The sequence below is a fragment of the Cupriavidus sp. PET2-C1 genome (assembly GCF_054515855.1).
On sequence record NZ_JBTNRJ010000003.1, the window covers coordinates 1,002,858 to 1,023,324 of the forward strand.

Consider the following 20,467-nt stretch of genomic DNA (forward strand, 5'->3'; position numbering starts at 1 on the left):
CATGAAGCCATGTAACCACAGGCTGCATCGGTCCGCACAGTTGTATATAATGATAATGCTATTATCATACAATACTATTCTAGAGCGCATGGAATCCAAGACCGCCCGTTTCACCGTATTGATCGACCCCGTGAAGAAGAAAGCCTTTGAAACCCTGTGCGCGGCGCAGGATCAGACGCCGTCGCAGGTGGTGCGACAGTTGATCCGCGACTATTTGGAGCAGCATGGGGTGGTCTATGCCACCCGGCCCCAGGTTGGCGCCACGGTTCTGGCTAAGAAAGACCGCGAGTGACCGATGCCCGCATAGCGGATTTCCAGCCTCACCCTGCAGGTCGGCCTCGGCATCGCACTGGCAATGACCACTGCGAGGCATCCCGAGATGCCTACCGCCCCAATCGGGGCCTTCCATGCGTGGTGCTGGCCTCAAGCTCATCCTTGGCTTTACGGCATGCCGAGACCGGAACCAGGGTCTGGCAACTATCGGGGGACATTCATGTACAAGCCGGCGGTTACTTATCGCGTCACGCCACGCGCAAAAGCGCTCGACGACGGTAGCTACCAACCGAAGGTGCTGGTGGTCATCTATCGGGGTGACGCTCTGCTCAGAGATGTTGCCCTTTACGCGAGAGGCGACTCTTGTCCGCTGCGCGCCACTGCAGCAAGGCTTGCCGAAGCGCTGGCCTTCCGGATTCAGACGGTGCTCAAGGACGTAAAAGAAACGGACGACGTCGCCACAGCCGCTGTTCAGGCACTATTGCGACGCATTGGGCTGAGGACGAGCCTATGATCAATGGCGCCGGTGTCGACGCGCCGAGTTCGGCAATAGGCCTTGGTGCCGCAGGAGCGCATATCAATGCCCCTTCAGCGGGCCATGTGAAATACATCTCATCGGCCTCCATCGCGCCCCTTTGTGCTTGGTCGTGGAACCTCAAGCAGTCTGGAGAAGCTCAACTGCCTTATTGGCTTCCGCCTGCGAGTCGACTGCGACATAGGCAACAAACTGCGTACCGATCACCGAAGCGGAGAACCCGCGCAGATTCATACCCGCTTCGGCAAGCTTCTCCGTCAGCGCCGATGCGATACCCGGTTGGTTGATCCCCATCACACGAACGCAGTGCAGCGTTTGTGTCGCGTTGAAGCCCGCCAGTGCGGCTGCCACGATCTCCCTATCACCCCGTAGCGGGGTGACAAATATAACGCCCTCGCCAGGCTTGTCCGGATTGCGCCGCGCGATGATGAGTTGCAGGTCGGCTCCCGCATCGCGCAAGGGGGCCAAGGCCCCGGCCAGTCCGCCGGGCTTATCCGGAATCCCTGCCACCCAAACCTCCACCTGTTCCACAAGCAGTTCCATGGTCGCGTCTCCGTCCTCCACACGGCCGGTGGAAATGGTCACTACCCCGGTCGGTTCCTTATCCTGTCGCGGCTTGCTTCCAAGCGAATCAACGCCCATGGCATGCCTAACGCGCCTTGATGCCATGGCGCCTAGCGATACACCAGCACAGGGATCTTGCTGTGAGTCAGGACCTTATGCGTCTCACTGCCGATCACGAGTCCCTGCACGCCGCGCCGCCCATGCGACGCCATCACGATCAGATCACAGCCCTTATCCTCGGCCGTCTTGATGATGGCTTCGTACGGGTGATCGTTGACCAGATACGTCGTATCACAGGGCACCCCTGCGGCAGCGGCTTCCTGCGCCACGCCCTGCAGATATTTCGTGGCTTCCTCCCAGGATTCCTGCGTGAAACGCTCTCGGGTGTCCGTCAGCATTTCAGTGTGATAGGTCAGAACATGGTAGTTCGGGCCAACCCGAAGCGCCGTAACCCGGGCGTTCATTTGCTGCGCAAGGGCAAGCGCCTTATGGCAGGCGGCATCGGACAGAGAAGAGCCATCGACTGCGAGCAGAAGATGCGTAAACATATCTTTCTCCTTGTCTGCCAGGATTCGAGACCATCGAAAGAGTCGATCACCGTTCCCTATCGATCACGCCTCGTCACCCTCAGGCAGATGAGGATTCTCGCGAAATGCCACGTGAGCAAAGGTTCCAAAGACCGGCTAGGGCGCGCCTGCGCACAAGGTCATTTTGGTACGGAATATGTTAATAAGATTAACATGGAGATTACACTGTTACTGCATCGCATTAGGTTCTATAGCATATGCAATCTTCATCCCGTATGCTAGGTTGTCGCAGGCAATTAGCAATCTTTGCCGCCGCTTCGTTAACGGTGAGCTGCGGTGGCGGCAAGCACTTTTGGCTCGCATGGCGTTCATGTATGATGTGACGCATCTGACCATCGTATTGGCATGTTGAGGCGCCATGGAGATCAAGACTGCTCGGATGACGCTGCTCATCGATCCCAACAAGAAGGCCGCTTTCGAGCGCCTTTGCGCACAACAGGATCTGACGGCATCGCAGGTGGTGCGTCAGCTCATCCGCGAATACCTCGCTCAACATGGGGTCCAGTACGTGCCCAGCGGGTCGCACGTGGGCAATACTGAGCCCGCTGACGGCGGAACACCGCCGCAAGCCCAGGCGCCGGCGCAGCCCGAAGCGCCTCCCCCCACCAGACGGCGCGCCACACGTCGCAAGGCCTAGGCCATGAGCAACGTGCCCCCTGTCGCACACTGGCCCATATTGACTGGATGCTTGTTGTTGTGGGGGCTTGGTTGCTCGTCGGGGCCGCAGGCGTTGCCGCTGTGCAGCGGCTGACCCTGGTGTCTCGCGTTCTTTTCCCGCCCGGCGGATTGCTTGGGCTGGCGCTTTTCGGCCTGGCACTTGCCGCTGTGCTTGGCACGCCCGAGGTCGCCGTGCTAACTATTGGACTGCCAGCACTGCCCTTCCACATCCGGCTCGACAGCCTCTCCGCCTATTTCCTAATGGTGATCGGTGGTGCTGCGGTGGACATCTCCATATTTGCAGCCGGAGTTTTCCGCAAGGGCGAGGGCATGCCGCCAGGCTTGCTGTGCCTGGTATATCACCTGTTCCTGGCCAGCATGGCCGGTGTCATCCTGGCCGACGACGCCTACTCCTTCATGGTCATGTGGGAGACCATGGCGCTGTCGTCGTTCATGTGGCGCTCTGGGCAAGGTTCGTTGGGTAGTGGAGCGTTTGCGGGAGTGGTCTTCCTTGGGCTCGCCGCGCGGCTGGCGTCGTCGCGGCTGTAGGCCTCCGCCCCTCGCCCATCGTTGGACAGCAGGCCAGCGCGGCGGCAGGGCCAGTTTCCGCCGCAGCCAGGAGGCAGCCCATCCAAGGTGGAGGGTCATGTTTCAGGGTTGTGCCCGCTACGGCCGCAGGGCACGCCGCCGGGGCGTGCTCACCCCTGCGTGCACATCCTGGCCGGTGTTCTCGGCGCAGTAGAAAAGGGCCTGACGCAGCGCGGTGTCCACGCTGCGCAGTGACAAGGTAAAGCGGGCGGCTACTTCCTGGCGTGTCATCTCGTCGATGCGCAGGGCTATCAGGACGGCGCGTTGCCGGCGCGGCAGGCGCTGCATGGTGTGCTCCACCGCTGCCAGGTCGCGGCGGGCTTCGGCGACACGGTCCGGACCGGGCGCTGGGTCCATGAGGTGTTCAAGCTCGGCGCCGGCATCGCCCGTGAACTGCCAGGACCGGTTGCTGCGCATGCGGTCCATGGCGACATTGCAGGCCGCGCGGTAGACGTAGGCCTCGGGGTTGCGCACGGCCGTGCGCACGTCCATGTCACCCAGACGCAGCCAGGCGTCGTGCAGGCATTCGCTGGCCATGTCGGGACAACCCAGATGGCGCGCCAGCCTGCGCCGCAGCAGGCCGTAGTTCGCGGTGAGGAAGCCCTGCAATTGGATGCGGCGCTGCGCCTCGTCCAGCGGCTCGTTCGCCGCCTCATCTCCCTCGTCCCCCTCAGGGGCTTCCAGGTCATACAGGATGTTCATGGCCATGGCGGACTGCTTCTGTGTTCGTCGGCGAAGGGTCAAGTCGGCAAAGGGGTTCCCGCCCTGCCCCCGCGGTGCGGGTAAAGGCCGGGAACATCGCGTTGAAACTGGCTCAGTGGTCCTGCCGCAGTTGCCGGCGCTCGTCGTCCGTCAATCGCGCCCAGCCCCCGGCATCGAAGTTCTGGCCATTGCCGACGAGCTGCACGGGGTTCGCCATGTCATATCGGGCGGCTCCGGACTGGCCACCGGCCGCAGGCGCTGGTTGCATCGCGCCATCGCCCTGCACCGGCTCATTGCCGAACCCGATCACCCGCACCGTGAAGATCGAAGGCGATGCCTGGCGAGCCGTTGCGCGCTCGCGCTGCAGCGCGTCCTGCGCGGCCGCGCTGGCTTGCGATGCGGCCGCGCTGGCACTGGTCAGCGCCGACACGTTTACCGCCGCCACGACGGGGATGCCGGTGGCCCGGCCCTGGACCGCGATATTGGCTGCGTTCACCACCTGCAAGGCAGCCAGGCTGACGTTGCCGGAGACCCTGATTCCCGCTTCCCCGGCGTCGATCGTGCCCAGCGGGGCGATCAGGTCGACGTCGCCTGCCGGGACCTCCGGAATCGGGGTGAGCGTGGCAATGCCTGCACCGGTGCTCGGTACACCCGACGACAGCGTCACGTTGCCCCACTGGTCGTAGACACGCTTGGGCGGCGTGTAGACCACGGTGGTCTTGGCGCCGCGGCCTGCGTTGATGTCGCCCTCGGCCGACCAGCCCATGATGTGGCCGCCAAAGGTCGTCATGATCCGGCTCTGGCCCAGCAGGATGTGGTCCTGCGCATACAGGTGGATATTGCCCGCGCCCTGGGTAATGACGCCCGGGATGACACCCGCCACCGGTTGCGGGGCCGCGCCCTCGATGCCGAACACCTGGTGGCCGCCCGGGGTCAGCATCGTGATATCTCCGCCGAACAGGGTGTTGACCCCGGCAGCGCCGTACATCGTGATGTCGCCCTGGTACGCGATGGGCCTGCCCTGCGCGTCGGTGCCCGGGAACAGCGCCGCGATGGCATTGCGCCCGCGCAGATAGCTGCCGTAGCGCGCGCCGCCGGCGTCGTTATGCTCGCGGCCGCCGGCCCGCAACTCGGCGGCGTACACGCCGCGGATATAGATGCGCTGCTGCTCGGGCGGCAAGCGGTTGAAGAACGCGAGGGCATCTTCCGAACCGTCGAACCGGTAGCGGGTTTCCAGCCAGTTCACCAGATGCAACTGAGCGGCCAGCTGGTAGTCGTTGGCCAGCAGGCGCCTCGCTTGAGCGGGATCGGCATCGCGCTTGGCCTGGAGCGCGACGAGAAAGGCTTGCGCGTCCTTGTCTTCGCCTTTGTAGCCGTGTTCGGCGCGCAGCCAGTCGGCCAGCGCGAGCCTGCGGTTGTAGCCATGGACAACCTTGCCGGGCTGGGCGGCCAGGGGCTTGCCGGCTTCGGCCTGGTTGGCCGGGTCGAGGTAGCGCTTCACGAAGCCGGCGTAGTCAGCGCCGCGGGCGCCCAGGCCGGCCTGCATCACGATGCCGGCACCTGGCCGCGCATCGCCCGGCACCACCGCGCCGAGGCTGGTGACCGCGGCCTTGTCTTCCATCAGGATGTTGCGCCCGGCACTGATTTCCAGGGTGCCGGGGCCGGCTACGCTGAACGCGCTGCGCAGGATATCCCGGCCGGCCGAGACCACCGAGACGTCGTTCGGGCTGTTGTGCACGAACAGGTTGCCAGCGCTGGTGCCACCGCCCTGAGACTGGGCCAGCGTATTGGCGATCGCTTGCGGCATCGATACCGGCTGCCCCAATGGCGTGCCGGCGTTGACGATGTCGCGTCCGGCCATCATCCAGACGGGGCCGGCAGACTCATACCAGGTCTGTCCCGTGCGCTGGCCACTTGTGAAGGCGAGAATCTCTCCGGTGCGCAGGCCAACGATGTCGCCTTGCGCGGCGTAGAAGCGCGCCGGATCGCGATCGCCGGCGGCTCGCGCCGCTGCCGTGTTGGCGCCGAAGGCGAACAGCGGGAACTGTATGATGGTCGGCCTGATCGCGTCGCTGGCCACGTTGCTGGTGACATAGGGGATCGCACCCGTCTCTTGCGAGTAGTAGTCGAAGCCGATGAACGCCGGTTTGAACGGCGTCGGGAGCGCGGAGAGACTGGCGCCGGACTGGGTGACGGCGTATCCGCTGGCATAGATGGAATCGCCCGCCAGCAACTGCAGGCTGCCAGTAGCCGCGGGGGCGAGCGACAGCGAGTGCGCGGTGTCGTAGCTGTCCTGCCCGCCCAGCGCCGATTTGCCGAGGAAGATGCTGCCATTGGCGGCCACGCTGCTCAACTGCGAGGGAAAGAGGAAGCGTCCATCGGTGGCGCTGGCGTTGCCCGAAACCTGCGACCTAACGGTTCCCAACTGCACGCTCGGCGTCAGGTTTCCGCCGGCGGAGAAGAGATGGATCGCCGTGCGGTCCGTCCACAGCGAAAACCAGCCGTAGCCGCCATCGGCGTAGGGCTTGCCGTCGAACGTAAAGCCCGACGAACTCCGGGTCGAGATCCGCCCGGGATCGCCGGTACCCGACAGCACCAGGTCGCCCCGTGTGGAGAGGCTCGCCGCAGCGTCGCCCAGCATCAGCACCACACCGCCAGTCGCTGTACCCAGGGTAGCGTTGAAGGGGTTGTAGGCGCGCCCCTCCTTGAGGTCGTTGGTCAGTGGGATGCCGCCATAGTTCATGGCGATGCCGCCCAGGCTGCCGGTCTGCAGATCCAGGCCGCCGCGCAGGTTGGTCAGCACGCCGTTCAGATTCACGTTCTGGTTGAAGAAGTCGGTCGAAGCGGTAGAGGACGTGCCCGGGCTGATCGCCGCCCGCGCACGCAAGCCGGGGTTGAGGTCACCGCCGATACGGACATCCATGTCGCCGCCGCCGGTCAGCAGCAACCGACCGCCCGGCGCGACGCGGCCGGTGCTGCCCACCGCGAGCACCAGGCCCTCGCTGCGCGGTGAGGAGGTGCCGTCGCTGGAGCCGCGCCGCGCCATCATGCCGGCATTGCCGCCCACATCGACCGTCAGGTTGCCGCCGCCCAGCGTGCCGACGCCGGTGAAGCCCACTAGCATCGGCAACACGTTGATGACGTCGCGATCGGGATGGAGGGTGTTGGCGCCGCCGGCCTCTTTGACGTAGGTGCCGAAATTGATCCACCAACTGGCGGCAATCGGATCGACGCCAGCCGTGTCTCCCGTGCCCTGGCGCCAGAGCCAGTTGCCCAGGTTGCCGGCGACAGCTTGCGCACGCGCGTCTTCCTGGCGCGGCAGGCTGAGCTGGCTGACGATATCGCCAGTGAGACTGCCACCGGCGCGCACCAGCACATTGCCACCATGGTCGGGGTACCACGCGGCATACGGACTGCCGGCACTGTCATTGACCAGATGCTCGTAGGCCGACCCGCCACTGCCGAGCACCGTCGTGCCATCGCGCGACCGGCTGCGTGCCTGGTCGAACGCGACAGCATCCGCCAGCGATGCCGTGGACACGCCAGCCGTGTACACGCCGTAGGCCGAACGCATGGCCACGTTGCCTGCCGCGATCAGGTCCAGATTGCCGGTGCCGGTGCGCAGCACGCTGAAATGCTGGCTGATCGGCGAGACCTGCTTGACCGGGCCGACGATGACCCGGTCAGGTACGGCGGGTATGGGCTCGCCCAGCGACGTGCACACGCCTTCGCCGCAAAACGACTCATAGATGGCTTCAACCGGCTTGCCCGCGGTAAAGGCGGGATCGATCAACACACCCAGTTCGTTCCATACGTAGTTGTACCGGATGCACGCGTCCACGGCGCACCAGCTCTCTTCACTGGCGGGGACCGGCGTGCCCGGCTCGAACCCCAGTTCCGCACCCAGCGCGTTCCAGTACCAGGCGCCGCCCGGCCGCGCTGGCGTGCCGGGGATCACGATCTTGTCGTGGGTTTCGTACAGCGCATAGTGCGTATCGGCCAGAACCAGATCACCGGCGAAGGCCGGCTTGATAGCACGCGTATCGGCTGCCTGGATATCGGCACCGGACACCAGGCGCATGGACCAGGACAGCGAACCCTCGGGCAGCATCGCGGCGACCGCCCAGTTGCTGCCCTGGCTGGCGCCGGTGACGGTACGCAATGGCACCGACAAGGCATCGCCCGGCAGCTTGACGTTGGTGTCCGAGGGAATCAACGCGCCCACCTTGAGCGGCAGCGCACCCGCCAACAGCACGCCGTCCGGGTTGGTGTTGAAGCTCGCCCGTCCGGGTAGCGGCACCCCCGCAGGCCAAGTCATGGCCGCCAGCGACGCGGCGTTGGGCAGCAGCGTGCCGGCGTCCAGCTTCATGCCCGCGGCAAGCGTGACAGGCTTGGCCACCAGCGTGCCGGCGGCATAGACGACGTTGCCCGCGCTATCGCGCACGGCGGCCCTGAGCACGGTGTTGGCAGGCAACTCCAGCGGCGCACCGAGCGTGCCTTCGACAGGCAGAATCGTCCCCGACGCCATCATGATGGCCTGGATCGGCAACGCATAGTTCAGCGTCTTGCCTGCCGGGAACAAGGTGCCTTCGGCCAGCACCACGCCGGCGCCGGGCACCACGACGTCGCCGCCATAGGCCTGGCGGCCAGGCGTCAGGACCCAACCGTTGTCGTCCGGGGTGGCGGGCGGGGGTGCAAAGCCATCGTTGATGCTGCCGTAGATTTCCAGGTTGCCCCCGGCGCGGATCACCAGGGAGCCGGGTTCGCCCGAGCCGTAGACGGCGGTCTTCCGGTTGTGCGGATTGACGCCTGCATAACGGTAGCCGGAGAGATCCAGGTCGCCGCTGACGATCAGGTCGCCATCCGGCGTCTTGCTGACGATCTCCACGCCCGGGCGCAGGTGGAAGGCATCGGCATAGCTGGCGTTATTCAGCCCGGCCAGCTTGCCGTTCAGCAACGCGCCGTTGCCCAGCGCGGCATCGATGAACGCCTTGCTGTCCGCGTGCTTGCCATCGAGGTAGGCCTGGTCGATCACCTGGTACGGGCGGCCGCTGGCGGCGGGCGAGGTACCAGGCAGCGCATCGGTGTAGCGGGCCGTTGCGTTCACCGCGATGGCGCGCACCCCCCGGATGCTCAGGCTGTCACGGGCATCGATGGCGAGGTCGCCATAGGTCGGGGCATTGGCGTCGTCGACCTTGCCGCCGCTGCCGATCCGCGGCGCGTTGAGCTCCAGCGTGCCACGCGCCACCCCGTCGTTCTGGCCCTTGCCCGTGCCGGTCGCCACATCGGTGCCGTGGCGCAGGTCCAGGCGCGCTCCGCTGGCCAGGGTCAGCGGGCCGTTGCCCGAATTGAGTTCAATCAACGCACGATTGGGCGCGTCGATGATCTTGCCGTAGCTGTCCACCCGCAGCGCGCTGCCATGCGTATCCAGCAAAGCCGTGCCGGCGATGGTCAGGCCGTTCTTGCCGGCCAGGCGGATGCTGCCGACCCGCTCTCCGCTGGCATCGATGGTGCCGGCCACCGTCAGGCTACCGTCATCGACGGAGACGTTGACCATGCCGGCCTTGATCTCGTCGCCGATGGTGAGATCGCCCCGCTTCAACTGGAAGCTGCGCGCGCCGAAAACCCCGCCGTCATTCAAGCGCCGGTTCAGGGCGGCGAAGTCGCCGATGCCCTGGGCGCGAATTTCGACGCCGCCGGCCTTGTACGGCATGACCGTGCCGCCCGCGTCGTAACGGCCGCTGCTGCCGCCCAGGACCTTGCCTTGCAGATCCACCAGTCCGGCCGATGCCGCCACGGCCACCGCCTTCAGGGTACCCGCCTGGTTATGCTGTGCCGACAGATCGATGACCGACTCTTCGGCCTGGCGAATATTGCCTGCGCGGCTTTCGAGGATGACATCGCCGCCCCAACTGTACTTGTCGACGTCCATGAAGGTCGCCTTGCGGCCGGCCACGTCGATGCGGGCGGCATTGGCGAGGGTCAGGTCGTTGTCGGCGCTCAGCGTCAGCTTGCCGCTCGGGAGCACCACGGTGGTGTCCAGAACGATGCGCTTGCCGGAGAGGGCCAGTTCGGCGCCCAAGGCGTCGATGGCCGGCATCGCCGATGCGGCCCCTCTGCCGGGCGGCGCCGACACGTTGATGGCGCCGCCCGCGGTGATGCGGTTGACCGAACCGGCTTCGCCGGTTATCAGCGGGGTCGCGATACTGAGGTTGCCGCCGCTGTATGCAAAGCCCTTGCCGGTTTCGTATGCGCCCTGTGCCTGGTACACCGCCAGGCTGCCTTTGTGATTCGCGGTGACGCGCTCGCTGGCGTTGAGGTTGACGTTGGCAAATCCCAGCACCAGGCGCGCAGCGTCCGCCACGGTATCGGGCTGCGTGTCCGGGCCATAGCCGAATTCGATGCGCCGCGCCTGGATATCGAGGGTGCCGGCGCCGGTGCCGGCACCCTCGGCCACCACCGCGCCCGGCAATGCCGTGGTGCCGTTCCAGACCAGCGTGCCGGTGCGGATGCGCGCGACGTCGCCGGCATCGCCATGGCCGTAGATAGCCGGCGTGGTCAGCGCAAGATTGTCGAGCAGCGATTTGCCGCTGGCGCCCAGCGTGCTCAGCGTGGTGTCGCCGTAGAAGTTGAACGACTGGGCAGCCGTCAGGGACAGCGTTTGCAAGGCCGGCGCGCCAGTGCTGGTATCGCCGCGCAGCAGGCGATCCATCACGTCCTGGTCGAGGGTCAGCCCCGATGGCAGAGCCCGGCGCGCCGCCGCCGCGGCCAGCGCCGCGGCGCTGCCCACGTTGATGCCGCCAACCGCTAGCGCCAGGTGGCGGGTGCCGTAGCGCACCGCATCGCCCAGTTCGAACTCGTTGCTGGTGGCGAAGGCAATGGTGCCTTCCGAATACAAGGAAGTCGTGCCGGCGCAGACCGGCCGCGCGCAGCCGCCGACCAGGATGCTGCCTGGCGAACCGCTCGTCATGCTCTCCGGTGCCAGCATCTGCAAACGGCCGTTCGACACCGCCAGCACGCCGCGGTTGCCAGGCTGATAGACAAAACCGTCGCCCGAATCGTAGGCCGCCTTGCCGCGCCCCAGGGTGTTGATGGAGGCGCCCTGTTCGACCCGGATGCCACCCGCTTGCGAGGTCTCTCGCACTGTGGAGATCAGGAACACCTCGGCCGCCGACAGGCTGGCGCCCTGGCGCAGGTTGACTGCGTTTGCCGACCCCACCGCATCGAACTGCACGAGGTTTCCGCCCTGGCCGTACTTCACCCACGGCAGACCGCCGATGACCATGCGCGCCGCGCCAACGGCATTGAGGTCCGCGGCATGGAGAGAGACCGTGTTGCTGCCGGCGCCAGGCTGTACGCCGGCGGCCAGTACCTCGATATCCGAAGAAGGACTCGTGACAGCCAAGGTGCCGCCGAATCCGTTCGCGGCCGGATGGAACCGCGCCAGGCCATTGAAATTGAAATCGTCCGCGGCGCCATTGCCCGCCACCAATTGCAGCCTCAGCGTCTTGGCATCCGCCTCGAGTGCCGCCCTCGGGACGCCCACGCGCGCCGCATCGGCACGGACAAAGTCGGCGAAGCTGGTCTCGCTGTACTGCGAGTAGGTGCGCAGCACGTCGGCCGGCGTCACCACAAGCCGGCGGGACAGCGCGTCCCGGATACCCGTGCCGGCAATCGAGAACTGGCCCGGGGTGGACCAGGAGCCGTTGCGCATGGCCACGGCGCTGGCTGCGCTTGCCGCAGCACCGGCCTGGCCGTTGATCTCGACGCGGAACGCACCCGGCAACAGCGCATAGGTGGAAGGCAGCAGCGTGTAGGTACCTGCCGGCAAGCCGGGCACCCCCGCGGCAATCGTGACCTGCTGGCCTGGCGCGGGAACGCCAGCGCCGCCCTCGCCGCCGGCAGGCGCCACGACGGGCTGCATGCCGGGCACGATGGCATAGACCGGATTGGTCGCCAGCCCCGGCAAGGTGAAGCTGCCACCGGCGCTGGTCTGCATCAGCGGATGGTAGCGCGCATCTGTGGAGCCGCCACGCCCGGAGACGAAGGCTGCGCCCAACAGCCTGCCACCGCCGGACAGGTCCAGCACCGCGTCCCTTTGCACGTCGATCGCGCGGCCCAGTAATGTCACGCCCACGCGAAGCGCGCCGGTAAAGGACGTACCGCCAGCACCTAGCAGGCCCACCTGCTCGCCGTTGTATTGCCAGGTCACGCCATCCACGGTGCCACCATACGGCAGCACCAGGCCATCGGCACTCACGGACGTCAGGCTGCCGGGCAACAGACGTACCGATTGCGTGGCGGCGCGGCTGGCACCCGTCTCCATGCCGATCGTGATCCCGCCTAGCGGCGCGCGCAGCACGCCACCCTGCTCGATGACGGCGGCGCCCAGGTTGAGGGTGCCGAAGGCGGAATAGGGCACGGCCGGCACGCCGTCCGCCGTACGGCCGATCACCAGCTTGCGGTTCTGGTCGAAGTCGGAGTTGGTCCCCAGGTAGCCCGCCCGCACGGTGGCGGTGGCGCCTATCGCCGGATAGATCTGTGCGGCGGCCAGATAGAGATCGGCCGGCGTGTTCAAGGTCGTGTTCTGCCCCGTGACCGTGCCGCCCAGCAAGCGCAGATCGCCGTGGCTGACCAGCTCCAGCCGGTCGAAGGCGCGGCGATCGACGACAGCGGGCAGCCCCTCGGTCGCTGCCACGCCGCCACGCGCGCCGACGCTCAGGTTGTCGCGCAGATCCAGCACGCCGCCGGCTTCGATCCGCAGTTGCCCTGCGGACGCCTGGCCCGATATGCCGTCGCGCACGGTGGGACGGATCTTGCCGTCGGCGGCGGCGATGGCGCCCACGCCGGCGAGCCGCATATAGGGAGCGGCCAGATGAATCCGCGAAGCATCCGCCGCGCCATCGGCCAGCGCCAGCGAGCCGGTATAGAGATTCAGGCTCTGGCCGAGCGACAACGACACATTGCCGTCGAAGCTGACGATGCCGTTGCTGAGGATGGAGAGGTTGTCGAAGCCGCCAGCCGTAACCTGTCCCGCACCCAGCCGTGCGTGGCCGTAGGCAAGGCCGCTGGCCGCAGCGTCGGCGCCGCCGGGCAATTGCCCGGCGGGCTGGTCCTGGGTCAGAATGAACTCACGCGCCTGGCGCACACGCGCGGCAGCATCCGTGCGATAGAGCGGCGCATCCAGCGCTACCGCGAGCGTGCCGCCCGCGGCACCCGCACCGCCTGCCGCGGCCTTCAGGGTGCCATCCAGGTACAGGCCATTGTTCGATGCCAGCGAGATGCTGCCGCCATGGCTGGCGACGGTTGCCGCGCCCTGCCCCGCGATATCGAGGCGCGCCTGCGTACCCGAGGCATCCAGCAACGCCCCCTCGCGCACGACCACGAACAAATTGCCGGCCGAAGCAGTGCCCGTGGCGGGATCGATCTCGCCGCCGATCACGATACTGCCTCCGCCGCGCACCAGCCCATAGCGTTGCCCGCGCGCATCCGTTGCGCTGAACGCGCGGGCCGCCGCATCCAGCACCGCATGCTCGCCGATCCAGATGGAGCGGCCGTGGCCCGCTGCCTCCGCCGATTCGGCCTCTGGCGACAGCACGGTCACACCGGTCAGGGCGATCTTGCCGCCCCAGGCATTCAATGTGCCATCGACCGTCAGCTGTCCGATGCTGGCGACCTTGAGCGCCTGGCCCGGATCCACGTTGATCACCGCGCCGCGGCCAATGACGGCCTGCACGGTTGCCATGTCCGCGGCAGCTGACTGCGCGGCACCTGCCTGCAAGCTCAGGCTCGCGCCCTTGCGCTGCGCCATGACGCCCCTGGATGGGTTCTCCTGATACAACGCGGGCGTCCACAGCGCGAGCGCACCGCCCGCCTTGCTGTCGCTGCGTTGCGCATCCGCGCCGAAGCGATACACCGGCATCGTCACATCGACCCGGGCCCCATCGGCCACGGTCAAGCCGGCCTTGCCAGCGATGTCGTAAGCCGAGAAACCTTTGTCGAAGAAGCCGCCGCCGAGCACCAGCATGCCGGGCTCGGTTCCCGTGTCGTGCGGCGCGTCGCCGATCCAGATCTTCCCCGCGCGCACGCGCAGCGTGCCACCGCCCTCCACGCCATGGCCGCGCAGCGCCCCATCGAGCGTCAGCGCACCCGTGTGGGCAGGGCTGTTTGCATTGGCTTCCAGTGTCGCATCGCCGCCCTTGCCGCCCTGCGTCTTGCCGTTGGCCAGCACGGCCGCCCCCGAACTCACGTCGATCACGCTTGCCGTCTGTAGCACCACGCCACCGCTGCTGCGCACGACCACGCTGCCGCCGTTGCGGTAGGGCAAGCCGCTGCCATCACCCGGATTCAGCAGCAGGTTGCTCCACAAGCCGCTGGCGTCCAGCGTCATGCCCTCGCGCACGGTGACGCCAGCGGGGATGCCAGCGGACGCCGGGAGGAACGTGTCCTCCATGCTGCCATTGCTGGCCATCTGGCTCAGCACGTTGCCTAGCTGGATGGTGCCGGCATGCGCGGTGATGCCGGCGTTTACCGCCACGTCGTTGCCGTAAAGCGTGATCTTGCCGCCCGCGGCCACGTTCAGGTCCGCTTCGACCAGGATCTTGTGCTTGGCCGCAATCTTGATCGCACCCAGCTCGAAGCCATTGAGCTGGCTGGCGTCCAGCATCAGCTTGCCCTGACGATCCGCCGGCAATGCCGTGTCCAGGCCTAGGCCTGCCGCAATGCGATCCTGCGTGTCCTTGAATTCGACCTGGCCCATGACCGCGCCCAGGCTGTGGTGCAGCAAACCGGTGCGCTTGTCGTACATGGGCAGGTACTGCCCGACGACGAGCCCGCCCCTTGCGGCCGCTGCGTTGTGCGACTGGCTGTAGCCGTCCAGCGCCGCCTGCGGGGTCTGGGTCTGGCGCGCGCCCTGGAACGCTTCGCCGATGATGTCGCCTTCGAGTACTGCGGCGCCGGTCGCGATGACCAGCTTGCCGGCGTCGCGGCCGACCGTGTAGCCGTTCTCCAGCCGCCGCTGCGCGCCGATCAGGGGGCTGTAGAAATACCCGGTGGCCTTCTCTCCCCACCGTTTGTGTTCATCCTCGAAGCCTTTATAGAGTCCCGTGTAGAGCTGGTCGCCCGGCGCCCTGGAAACTTCATGGAGGCCCCCATCGGCACCCTTGAGCCAGGTCTGATGGATGAAGCCGGTCTGGACGTTGAGCGTGCCGCCGGAGAGGTTGATGTTGGAGCCCGCCTGAGTGACGACGTCGTTGCCGCCAAAGCTGACGGTGCCGCCCTGGGCCATCCACTCGCCCACCTTGTGGCCCTGCGTGCCCAGGTAGCCGCCGACTTCCAGCAAGCCACCGGCGGTGTACCAGCGGTCGCTGTCGTAGCCGTTGGTGCCCTTGGGCACGAAGACCAGGCTGCGGCGGTCGATCCACACGTCGTTGCTGTTGAGCAGCTTGCCGTCCCGATTGCCGGGCGCATCGCGCTGCTCGTTGCCCTGGACGTTGACCTTGATGTTGTTGCTCTCCATGGCCAGGCTCACGCCCACGGCGCCGGCGACGTCGATCCTGGCTCGCTCGCGCACCAGGCTGCGCTGGGCGGCGTTGACCACGATCTGGCCGCCGGTGGCCAGCGTCAGGGAGTCCTGCTGGAAGTCGGCTGTGCCGCCGCTGGCGATCTCGATGCGCGACTGGTCGCGGCGGTCGGTGACGAGCACGATGTTCTCGGTACTGGCCACGGCCGGACCGCGCAGGCCATCGCGCTGGCTGTCCAGGGCCGTGGTCTTTCCGTCATCTCCGATGACTACGGCGGTGGTGGCCCCTGCCCCGAGCACGACGCTGCCGGCGCTGCCGGCGCTGCCGATGGCATTGAGGTGCACGGTACCGCGGGTATTCACGGTGGTGGTGGTCAGCGCCACGCCGTGTTGCTGCACGTCTCGCCCGGCGAGCGTGATGTCGCCTTCGCCGGCCACGATCAATCCCGTGTTGGTGACCTTGCCGGCGAGGCTGCCGGTATCGAACTGCGGGGTGACCTCGTTGCCGCGCGTGGTCGAGCCCTGGTTGCCGCCGGTCCCGACGCCCTTCTTGATGACAAAGCTGTCGCCCGCAGCCAGGGCCGCCTGGCCCTTCGGGGTGGCAATGTCGCCCGCGTTGTGGACTTCCTTGCCCAGCAGCAGCACATAGCCGCCGCCCTCGGTGGACTTGGCGGACGCCGGCGTGGCGATCCGCGCGCCGGCCTGGACGTCGACCTTGCCCTGCGCGTTGGTGAAGCTGGCGGCCGTACCAGGGCTGAAGATGCCATTGCTCCTGAACTGCTCGTCGTCGATGCGGGCTGCGGCCGCCACCAGGTTGCGCGTATCGATCTGGCTGCTGCCATTGAACACGATGCCGTTGCGGTTGACGATCATCACCGTGCCATCGCCCTTGATCTGCCCCTGGATCTGCGAGGGACGCGCGTTGGGATCGTTGACGCGGTTGAGCACGGCCCAGTCCTTCTGTTGCTGGAAGGCTACCGTGGTGTTCTTGCCGACGTTGAAGGTTTCCCAATTCAGGATGGCGCGGTCGGCGCTCTGATCGATGGCGACCGTAGTTTTGCCATCGGCCACCGTCTGCTTCGGGGCATTGGCGTTGTGCCATCCGGCGGTCAAGGCATTGGTGTCGACTTTCAGGCCGCCTTCGGCCAGCCCGTCGGGAATCGCCGCGCCATCCTTCAGGGCAGCCTCGCGCGCAGCAGCCTGTGCCGCCTGCTGCGCGGCGATGCCGCGCGCAGCCAGGTTCAGGTTGTCGATGGAGCGCTGCAATTGGGCATCGGCCCTTTGCTGCTGCTCCTGCGGACTGGCCAACTGCGACACCGGCATGCCGTTGGGCAGTTTGCCGGTGGCTGCCGCCGCGTTCTGCGCAGCCCCCTTGGCCGCGAACCAGTCCGGGCTGAATGCCCGCTGTGCCTGCGCGTCGCCGATCACGCCGCCGGCAGCCAGCGTCAAGGCAATGGCGCGCGCCACCGGCGCCAGCCGCAATGCCTGCCCCGCTTGCGCCCTGCTTCCTGCTCTCGCTGCTGCGCCGGTATGTCCGCGTGTGCTCATGTGAAATTGCCGCCCGATAGTTGAAATCAACGTCGATGGACTGTCCCGCCGGGTAACGGCGTCACGGACAGCCATGTCCTTGGGATTTCGAGACGCGCAACTTGCAGATCGCCAACGCTCAAGAAATATCCCGATACGCTAGAACGAACGTCAACCTCAACAACCTCCAACTTTTTTTGCTCTTTCGCGCGCGTGCGCAGATTCAGCTCGCCCACGCCGCAATCGAGGTGGCACAACGAAGCGGACGGTGCGCCGTGCGCACCGTCCCGCTGTCACGGTCTGGCCGGGGATTCAGGTCAGGATGAGCAAGCCGCCCGGCAGCAGCCGCGCGTGCAGATCGAACATCTGCTGCAACTGGGCAAGCACCGAGTCCAGGGATGCAATCAGGAAGCGGCCGCTGACCGGGCCGTTGCGCGCGGCGGCATTCATCAACACGACGCGGCCTGGCCGGTAGCGATTGATCTCCGCGAGCACATCGATCAACCGGGACTCGTTGAACACCAGTTCTCCACGGCGCCAGGCTGACAGGGCCGCCGGCTCGATATTGGCCACGCTGCCGAGCGCGTGAGCGTCGTATGCAGTTTGCTGGCGGGCATTCAATACCCTCGCCCCCGCGGGATGCTCCACCCGCACGGTTCCCGCGATACACGTCACGCACACTTTGCCGTCCAGGTACCTGACCTCGAAGCGTCCCGACTGCGCCAGGCTGCGGCCGGCGCCCGCCACGACGGCGAAGGGTTGGCCGCCGGCCGACAGGTCGATGGCTGCTTCCCCCCCGAGCAGGTCGATGCCCGAGGTCCCGACCCCGGCAGCCCGGCGCCGGATGCTGGTCTGGGTGTTCAGGGTGACATGAACCCGGTCGGCCAGGGCAAGCGCGCGCTGCTCGCCGGTGCGGGTGCGGTCGTCCGCCCCCCATTCAGCGGGGGCGGGCCAGAGCCTTGCTGGCGGATAGGCAAACGCCACGCCAGCCACGGCCGCCGCGCTGACTACGCTGGCCAGGAACGCCCGGCGGCCGTGGTGCGCTTCGTGCAGCGCGATGACATGCGCCTGGGCCGCTTTGGGGTGCTTGAGCAGGAATGCCCTGGATGCCGGCTCCAGCGCGTCCCAGCGTCGCCTGGCCTCACTGAACGCCGCCTGGTGCGCAGGGCTGCTGCGCAGCCAGCGCTGGAAACCCTCGGTGTCATACGCTTTCACCTCTGTCGAGGTGAGCAGGCGCAGCCAGACCCGGGCCTGGCTCTGCAGCGCATCGGCCGAGCCGGCCTGATCGTCGACGGACATCTTCATCGCGTCAAGCCGAATGCCCACGCCAGCCCGCATGCGCGGGCAGGAACATGGGACGGGCGGTTGAACCTGGCATAAGCTAGGACGAACGACAGCACGCAAAACCTCCAACTATTTTTTGTCATTGTGCATGTGCCGGTCCAGAAAATCATGGGCACGCCTTAGTTCGTGTTCGACGACGCTCTTCGAAATTCCCAGGCGTTTGGCCACCTCTTTCTGCTGCAGGTGCTCCAGGCGAACCAGCATGAGGATCTTGCGGCGGCGCTCGGGCAGGCGCTCCATCAGCTTGAGCATCGTCTCCAGATCGCAGCGGATCTCGGCTGTCTGCGCCGGGTTGGGCGCCGGATCGGCCTGTTCCATCAAGGCACTGACCTCATCGAACGGCACGGACCGACTTTGACGGCGCTGGATGTCGACCGCGATGTTGACGGCCATGCGCACCACGTAGCCGGCGGGACTTTGAATTGGACCTTCGTTTTCCTTCGCGTGCAGGCGCAGCCAGGTGTCCTGGAGCGCATCGCCGGCTAAGTCGCCGTTTCCCAGCAGCCATGTCAGGCGCCGCCTGAGATTGCCATAGTGCTTGGCCAAATAGTCTGTCAGCACGATGCGTGCGTCTTCGGTCATGTCAGGACGCCCCGGTCGCATCGGCATCGATGCGGGCATCGACGCAACGTGGCCCGCCAGCCTGATCGAGCGGCAGGACAAGCATGGTCAGCGGTTGCGCCATCCCGGGCGGCGGCGACCGGTCCATACGCACACGCCGCAAGGTTTCCAGCACTGCGGCGTCGCGACGCCCATCGCCGGTCGAGCTGAACATGCGCACAGCGTGGACGCGGCCGCTCGTATCCACGCGAAAGCGCAGAAGGGAACGGTAGGTTCCAGGCACGGTGCGCGCATCGGCGCACAGAGCTTGCCAGATATGGGCCTGGATCCGGCCGCCATAGTCGAGATCCACCGCGGGCGCAGCGGCACGAGCGACGATCGCCTGCGCGTCGGACTCCTTGAGGACGTAGGCATCGGCCGGACCGCCCGACACCTTCTCCGGCGCGAGGCCGGTGCCGTCGAGCAGGCGCTGCAACGCGGCCTCTGGGCGATAGCGCCCTTGCACGGCCGACGAGGTGCGCCCGGCTACCATCCTGCCGTGAAACAGGATCGGCCATCCAGACAGGGAAGCGTAGCGGTTGAGCGCCGCGGCCAATGGCTGCGCCGGGATGTCGAAATCCAGGAGTTGGCCGGGTGGATGGGCGGCAGGGGACGCGGGCTGCTCGCCGGCCGAACGCATCACTGGGGCGCTGTCACCGTGTGCCGATGCAGAGGCGGCGAGCCCGCACAGTATCCAGAGCGCCGGCCCCTGCCGGCTCAGTCCTACCGCGTTCGCCCGCACCCTGACCGATCCTGGCGCCCCGCATTGCCGCGAACGCCGTCGTCTCGACAGCGGCGCTGCAGAGTACATAACAGAGGGACGGGTCGAGGCGGCAAGGCAGATGCACCATGTTTGGAAACGCCCATGGTGGGGCCAGAATGTGACGACCGTGTTACATCGACGGCTATCCAATTCGGGGGAGCTTTGATTTTGGTGCAATGTGCGACGGTTCGCAAGCCCATCATCAGCGCTGATGGGTCCTCGTAAGCTATTAATTAATAGAGGATTTCTGTTCGGTGTTGATTTGCATCCAAACTTGAGGGCCTGTCAGAGATTTTGTGTTTAGGGCATAACATGTCGCCAAGGAGCATGTATGCCACGCAAGACGAAGACCAGCCAAGCCGCAGACCGTGAACTGCCGGCCATTCCCGAAGACCTGATCGCCCATTTCGTTAAGGGCCCCATGACAGCTGAGGCGGTTCAGGACGCCTCGATGGCGTTCAAGAAGGCCCTGATCGAGCGGGCCCTGGGCGCCGAGCTAGGCCATCATCTAGGCTACCCGCCGGGCGCTGGGCGCCCGGCGGGCATAGCCAACCAACGCAACGGCAAGAGCGCCAAGACCGTCCTGACCGAGGACGGCCCGCTGCGGGTAGAGATCCCGCGCGATCGTGACGGCAGCTTCGATCCGATCCTGATTCCCAAGCACGAGCGGCGTTTCACCGGGTTCGACGACAAGATCATCGCCATGTACGCCCGTGGCATGACCGTGCGCGAGACCGGGCGTTATGTCAATGCATTCGCGAGGGCGCCTGCTCAAGGTGTTTTCCCGGAACAGACGCAAGACCCTA

The 20,467-nt window shown here is 66.5% G+C and carries 11 protein-coding genes and 1 pseudogene; 5 read left to right on the forward strand and 7 right to left on the reverse strand.

Features of this window, described 5'->3' with window-relative positions; translation table 11 throughout:
• Positions 1–88: 88 nt before the first annotated feature.
• A complete protein-coding gene (locus tag ACX12D_RS38425) occupies positions 89–292 on the forward strand; it encodes a CopG family transcriptional regulator (RefSeq protein ID WP_267600412.1) in 204 nt (67 codons plus the stop codon).
• A gap of 201 nt (positions 293–493) precedes the next feature.
• A complete protein-coding gene (locus ACX12D_RS38430) occupies positions 494–787 on the forward strand; it encodes a hypothetical protein (protein WP_459377007.1) in 294 nt (97 codons plus the stop codon).
• A gap of 141 nt (positions 788–928) precedes the next feature.
• Here the strand turns inward: ACX12D_RS38430 and ACX12D_RS38435 are convergent, their stop codons facing one another.
• Together ACX12D_RS38435 and ACX12D_RS38440 are read right to left on the reverse strand one after the other, a co-directional pair.
• Positions 929–1,351, reverse strand: a complete 423-nt coding sequence (locus ACX12D_RS38435) for an ACT domain-containing protein (protein ID WP_459377008.1) — start codon at positions 1,349–1,351, stop codon at positions 929–931.
• 131 nt (positions 1,352–1,482) lie between these two features.
• Positions 1,483–1,920 (reverse strand): universal stress protein, encoded by a 438-nt coding sequence (locus tag ACX12D_RS38440; protein WP_459377009.1) that lies wholly within the window; start codon positions 1,918–1,920, stop codon positions 1,483–1,485.
• Positions 1,921–2,317: 397 nt separating this feature from the next.
• Here ACX12D_RS38440 and ACX12D_RS38445 point away from each other — a divergent pair, with 397 nt between their 5' ends.
• Entirely contained in the window at positions 2,318–2,596 is a 279-nt protein-coding gene (locus ACX12D_RS38445; RefSeq protein ID WP_459377010.1) for a ribbon-helix-helix protein, CopG family, read from the forward strand.
• Positions 2,597–2,643: 47 nt separating this feature from the next.
• Entirely contained in the window at positions 2,644–3,165 is a 522-nt protein-coding gene (locus tag ACX12D_RS38450; RefSeq protein ID WP_459377011.1) for a hypothetical protein, read from the forward strand.
• A 117-nt stretch (positions 3,166–3,282) separates the two neighbouring features.
• Here the strand turns inward: ACX12D_RS38450 and ACX12D_RS38455 are convergent, their stop codons facing one another.
• The 5 genes from ACX12D_RS38455 to ACX12D_RS38475 form a co-directional block, all read right to left on the reverse strand.
• Positions 3,283–3,912, reverse strand: coding sequence for an RNA polymerase sigma factor (locus ACX12D_RS38455; RefSeq protein ID WP_459377012.1), 630 nt, complete (start codon positions 3,910–3,912; stop codon positions 3,283–3,285).
• A gap of 106 nt (positions 3,913–4,018) precedes the next feature.
• A complete protein-coding gene (locus tag ACX12D_RS38460; protein ID WP_459377013.1) occupies positions 4,019–16,975 on the reverse strand; it encodes a filamentous haemagglutinin family protein in 12,957 nt (4,318 codons plus the stop codon).
• 291 nt (positions 16,976–17,266) lie between these two features.
• Positions 17,267–18,253: a FecR family protein gene (locus tag ACX12D_RS38465; protein ID WP_459377014.1), complete on the reverse strand. Its 987-nt coding sequence runs from the start codon at positions 18,251–18,253 to the stop codon at positions 17,267–17,269.
• Between the two features lie 114 nt (positions 18,254–18,367).
• Entirely contained in the window at positions 18,368–18,880 is a 513-nt protein-coding gene (locus ACX12D_RS38470) for an RNA polymerase sigma factor (protein ID WP_459377015.1), read from the reverse strand.
• A 1-nt stretch (position 18,881) separates the two neighbouring features.
• Positions 18,882–19,538 (reverse strand): TonB family protein, encoded by a 657-nt coding sequence (locus tag ACX12D_RS38475; protein ID WP_459377452.1) that lies wholly within the window; start codon positions 19,536–19,538, stop codon positions 18,882–18,884.
• 454 nt (positions 19,539–19,992) lie between these two features.
• On the opposite strand from ACX12D_RS38475, the pseudogene ACX12D_RS38480 reads away from it, so the two are divergent.
• Positions 19,993–20,398, forward strand: a pseudogene (locus tag ACX12D_RS38480) (transposase); the annotation flags it as partial.
• Positions 20,399–20,467: the final 69 nt, after the last annotated feature.

Coding starts and splice junctions, on each gene's coding strand:
- ACX12D_RS38435 (WP_459377008.1), bottom strand. CDS start 1,351: ATGGAACTGCTTGTGGAACAGGTGGAGGTTTGGGTGGCAGGGATTCCG.
- ACX12D_RS38465 (WP_459377014.1), bottom strand. CDS start 18,253: ATGTCCGTCGACGATCAGGCCGGCTCGGCCGATGCGCTGCAGAGCCAG.
- ACX12D_RS38450 (WP_459377011.1), top strand. CDS start 2,644: ATGCTTGTTGTTGTGGGGGCTTGGTTGCTCGTCGGGGCCGCAGGCGTT.
- ACX12D_RS38445 (WP_459377010.1), top strand. CDS start 2,318: ATGGAGATCAAGACTGCTCGGATGACGCTGCTCATCGATCCCAACAAG.
- ACX12D_RS38460 (WP_459377013.1), bottom strand. CDS start 16,975: ATGAGCACACGCGGACATACCGGCGCAGCAGCGAGAGCAGGAAGCAGG.
- ACX12D_RS38430 (WP_459377007.1), top strand. CDS start 494: ATGTACAAGCCGGCGGTTACTTATCGCGTCACGCCACGCGCAAAAGCG.
- ACX12D_RS38470 (WP_459377015.1), bottom strand. CDS start 18,880: ATGACCGAAGACGCACGCATCGTGCTGACAGACTATTTGGCCAAGCAC.
- ACX12D_RS38440 (WP_459377009.1), bottom strand. CDS start 1,920: ATGTTTACGCATCTTCTGCTCGCAGTCGATGGCTCTTCTCTGTCCGAT.
- ACX12D_RS38425 (WP_267600412.1), top strand. CDS start 89: ATGGAATCCAAGACCGCCCGTTTCACCGTATTGATCGACCCCGTGAAG.
- ACX12D_RS38475 (WP_459377452.1), bottom strand. CDS start 19,538: ATGCGTTCGGCCGGCGAGCAGCCCGCGTCCCCTGCCGCCCATCCACCC.
- ACX12D_RS38455 (WP_459377012.1), bottom strand. CDS start 3,912: ATGGCCATGAACATCCTGTATGACCTGGAAGCCCCTGAGGGGGACGAG.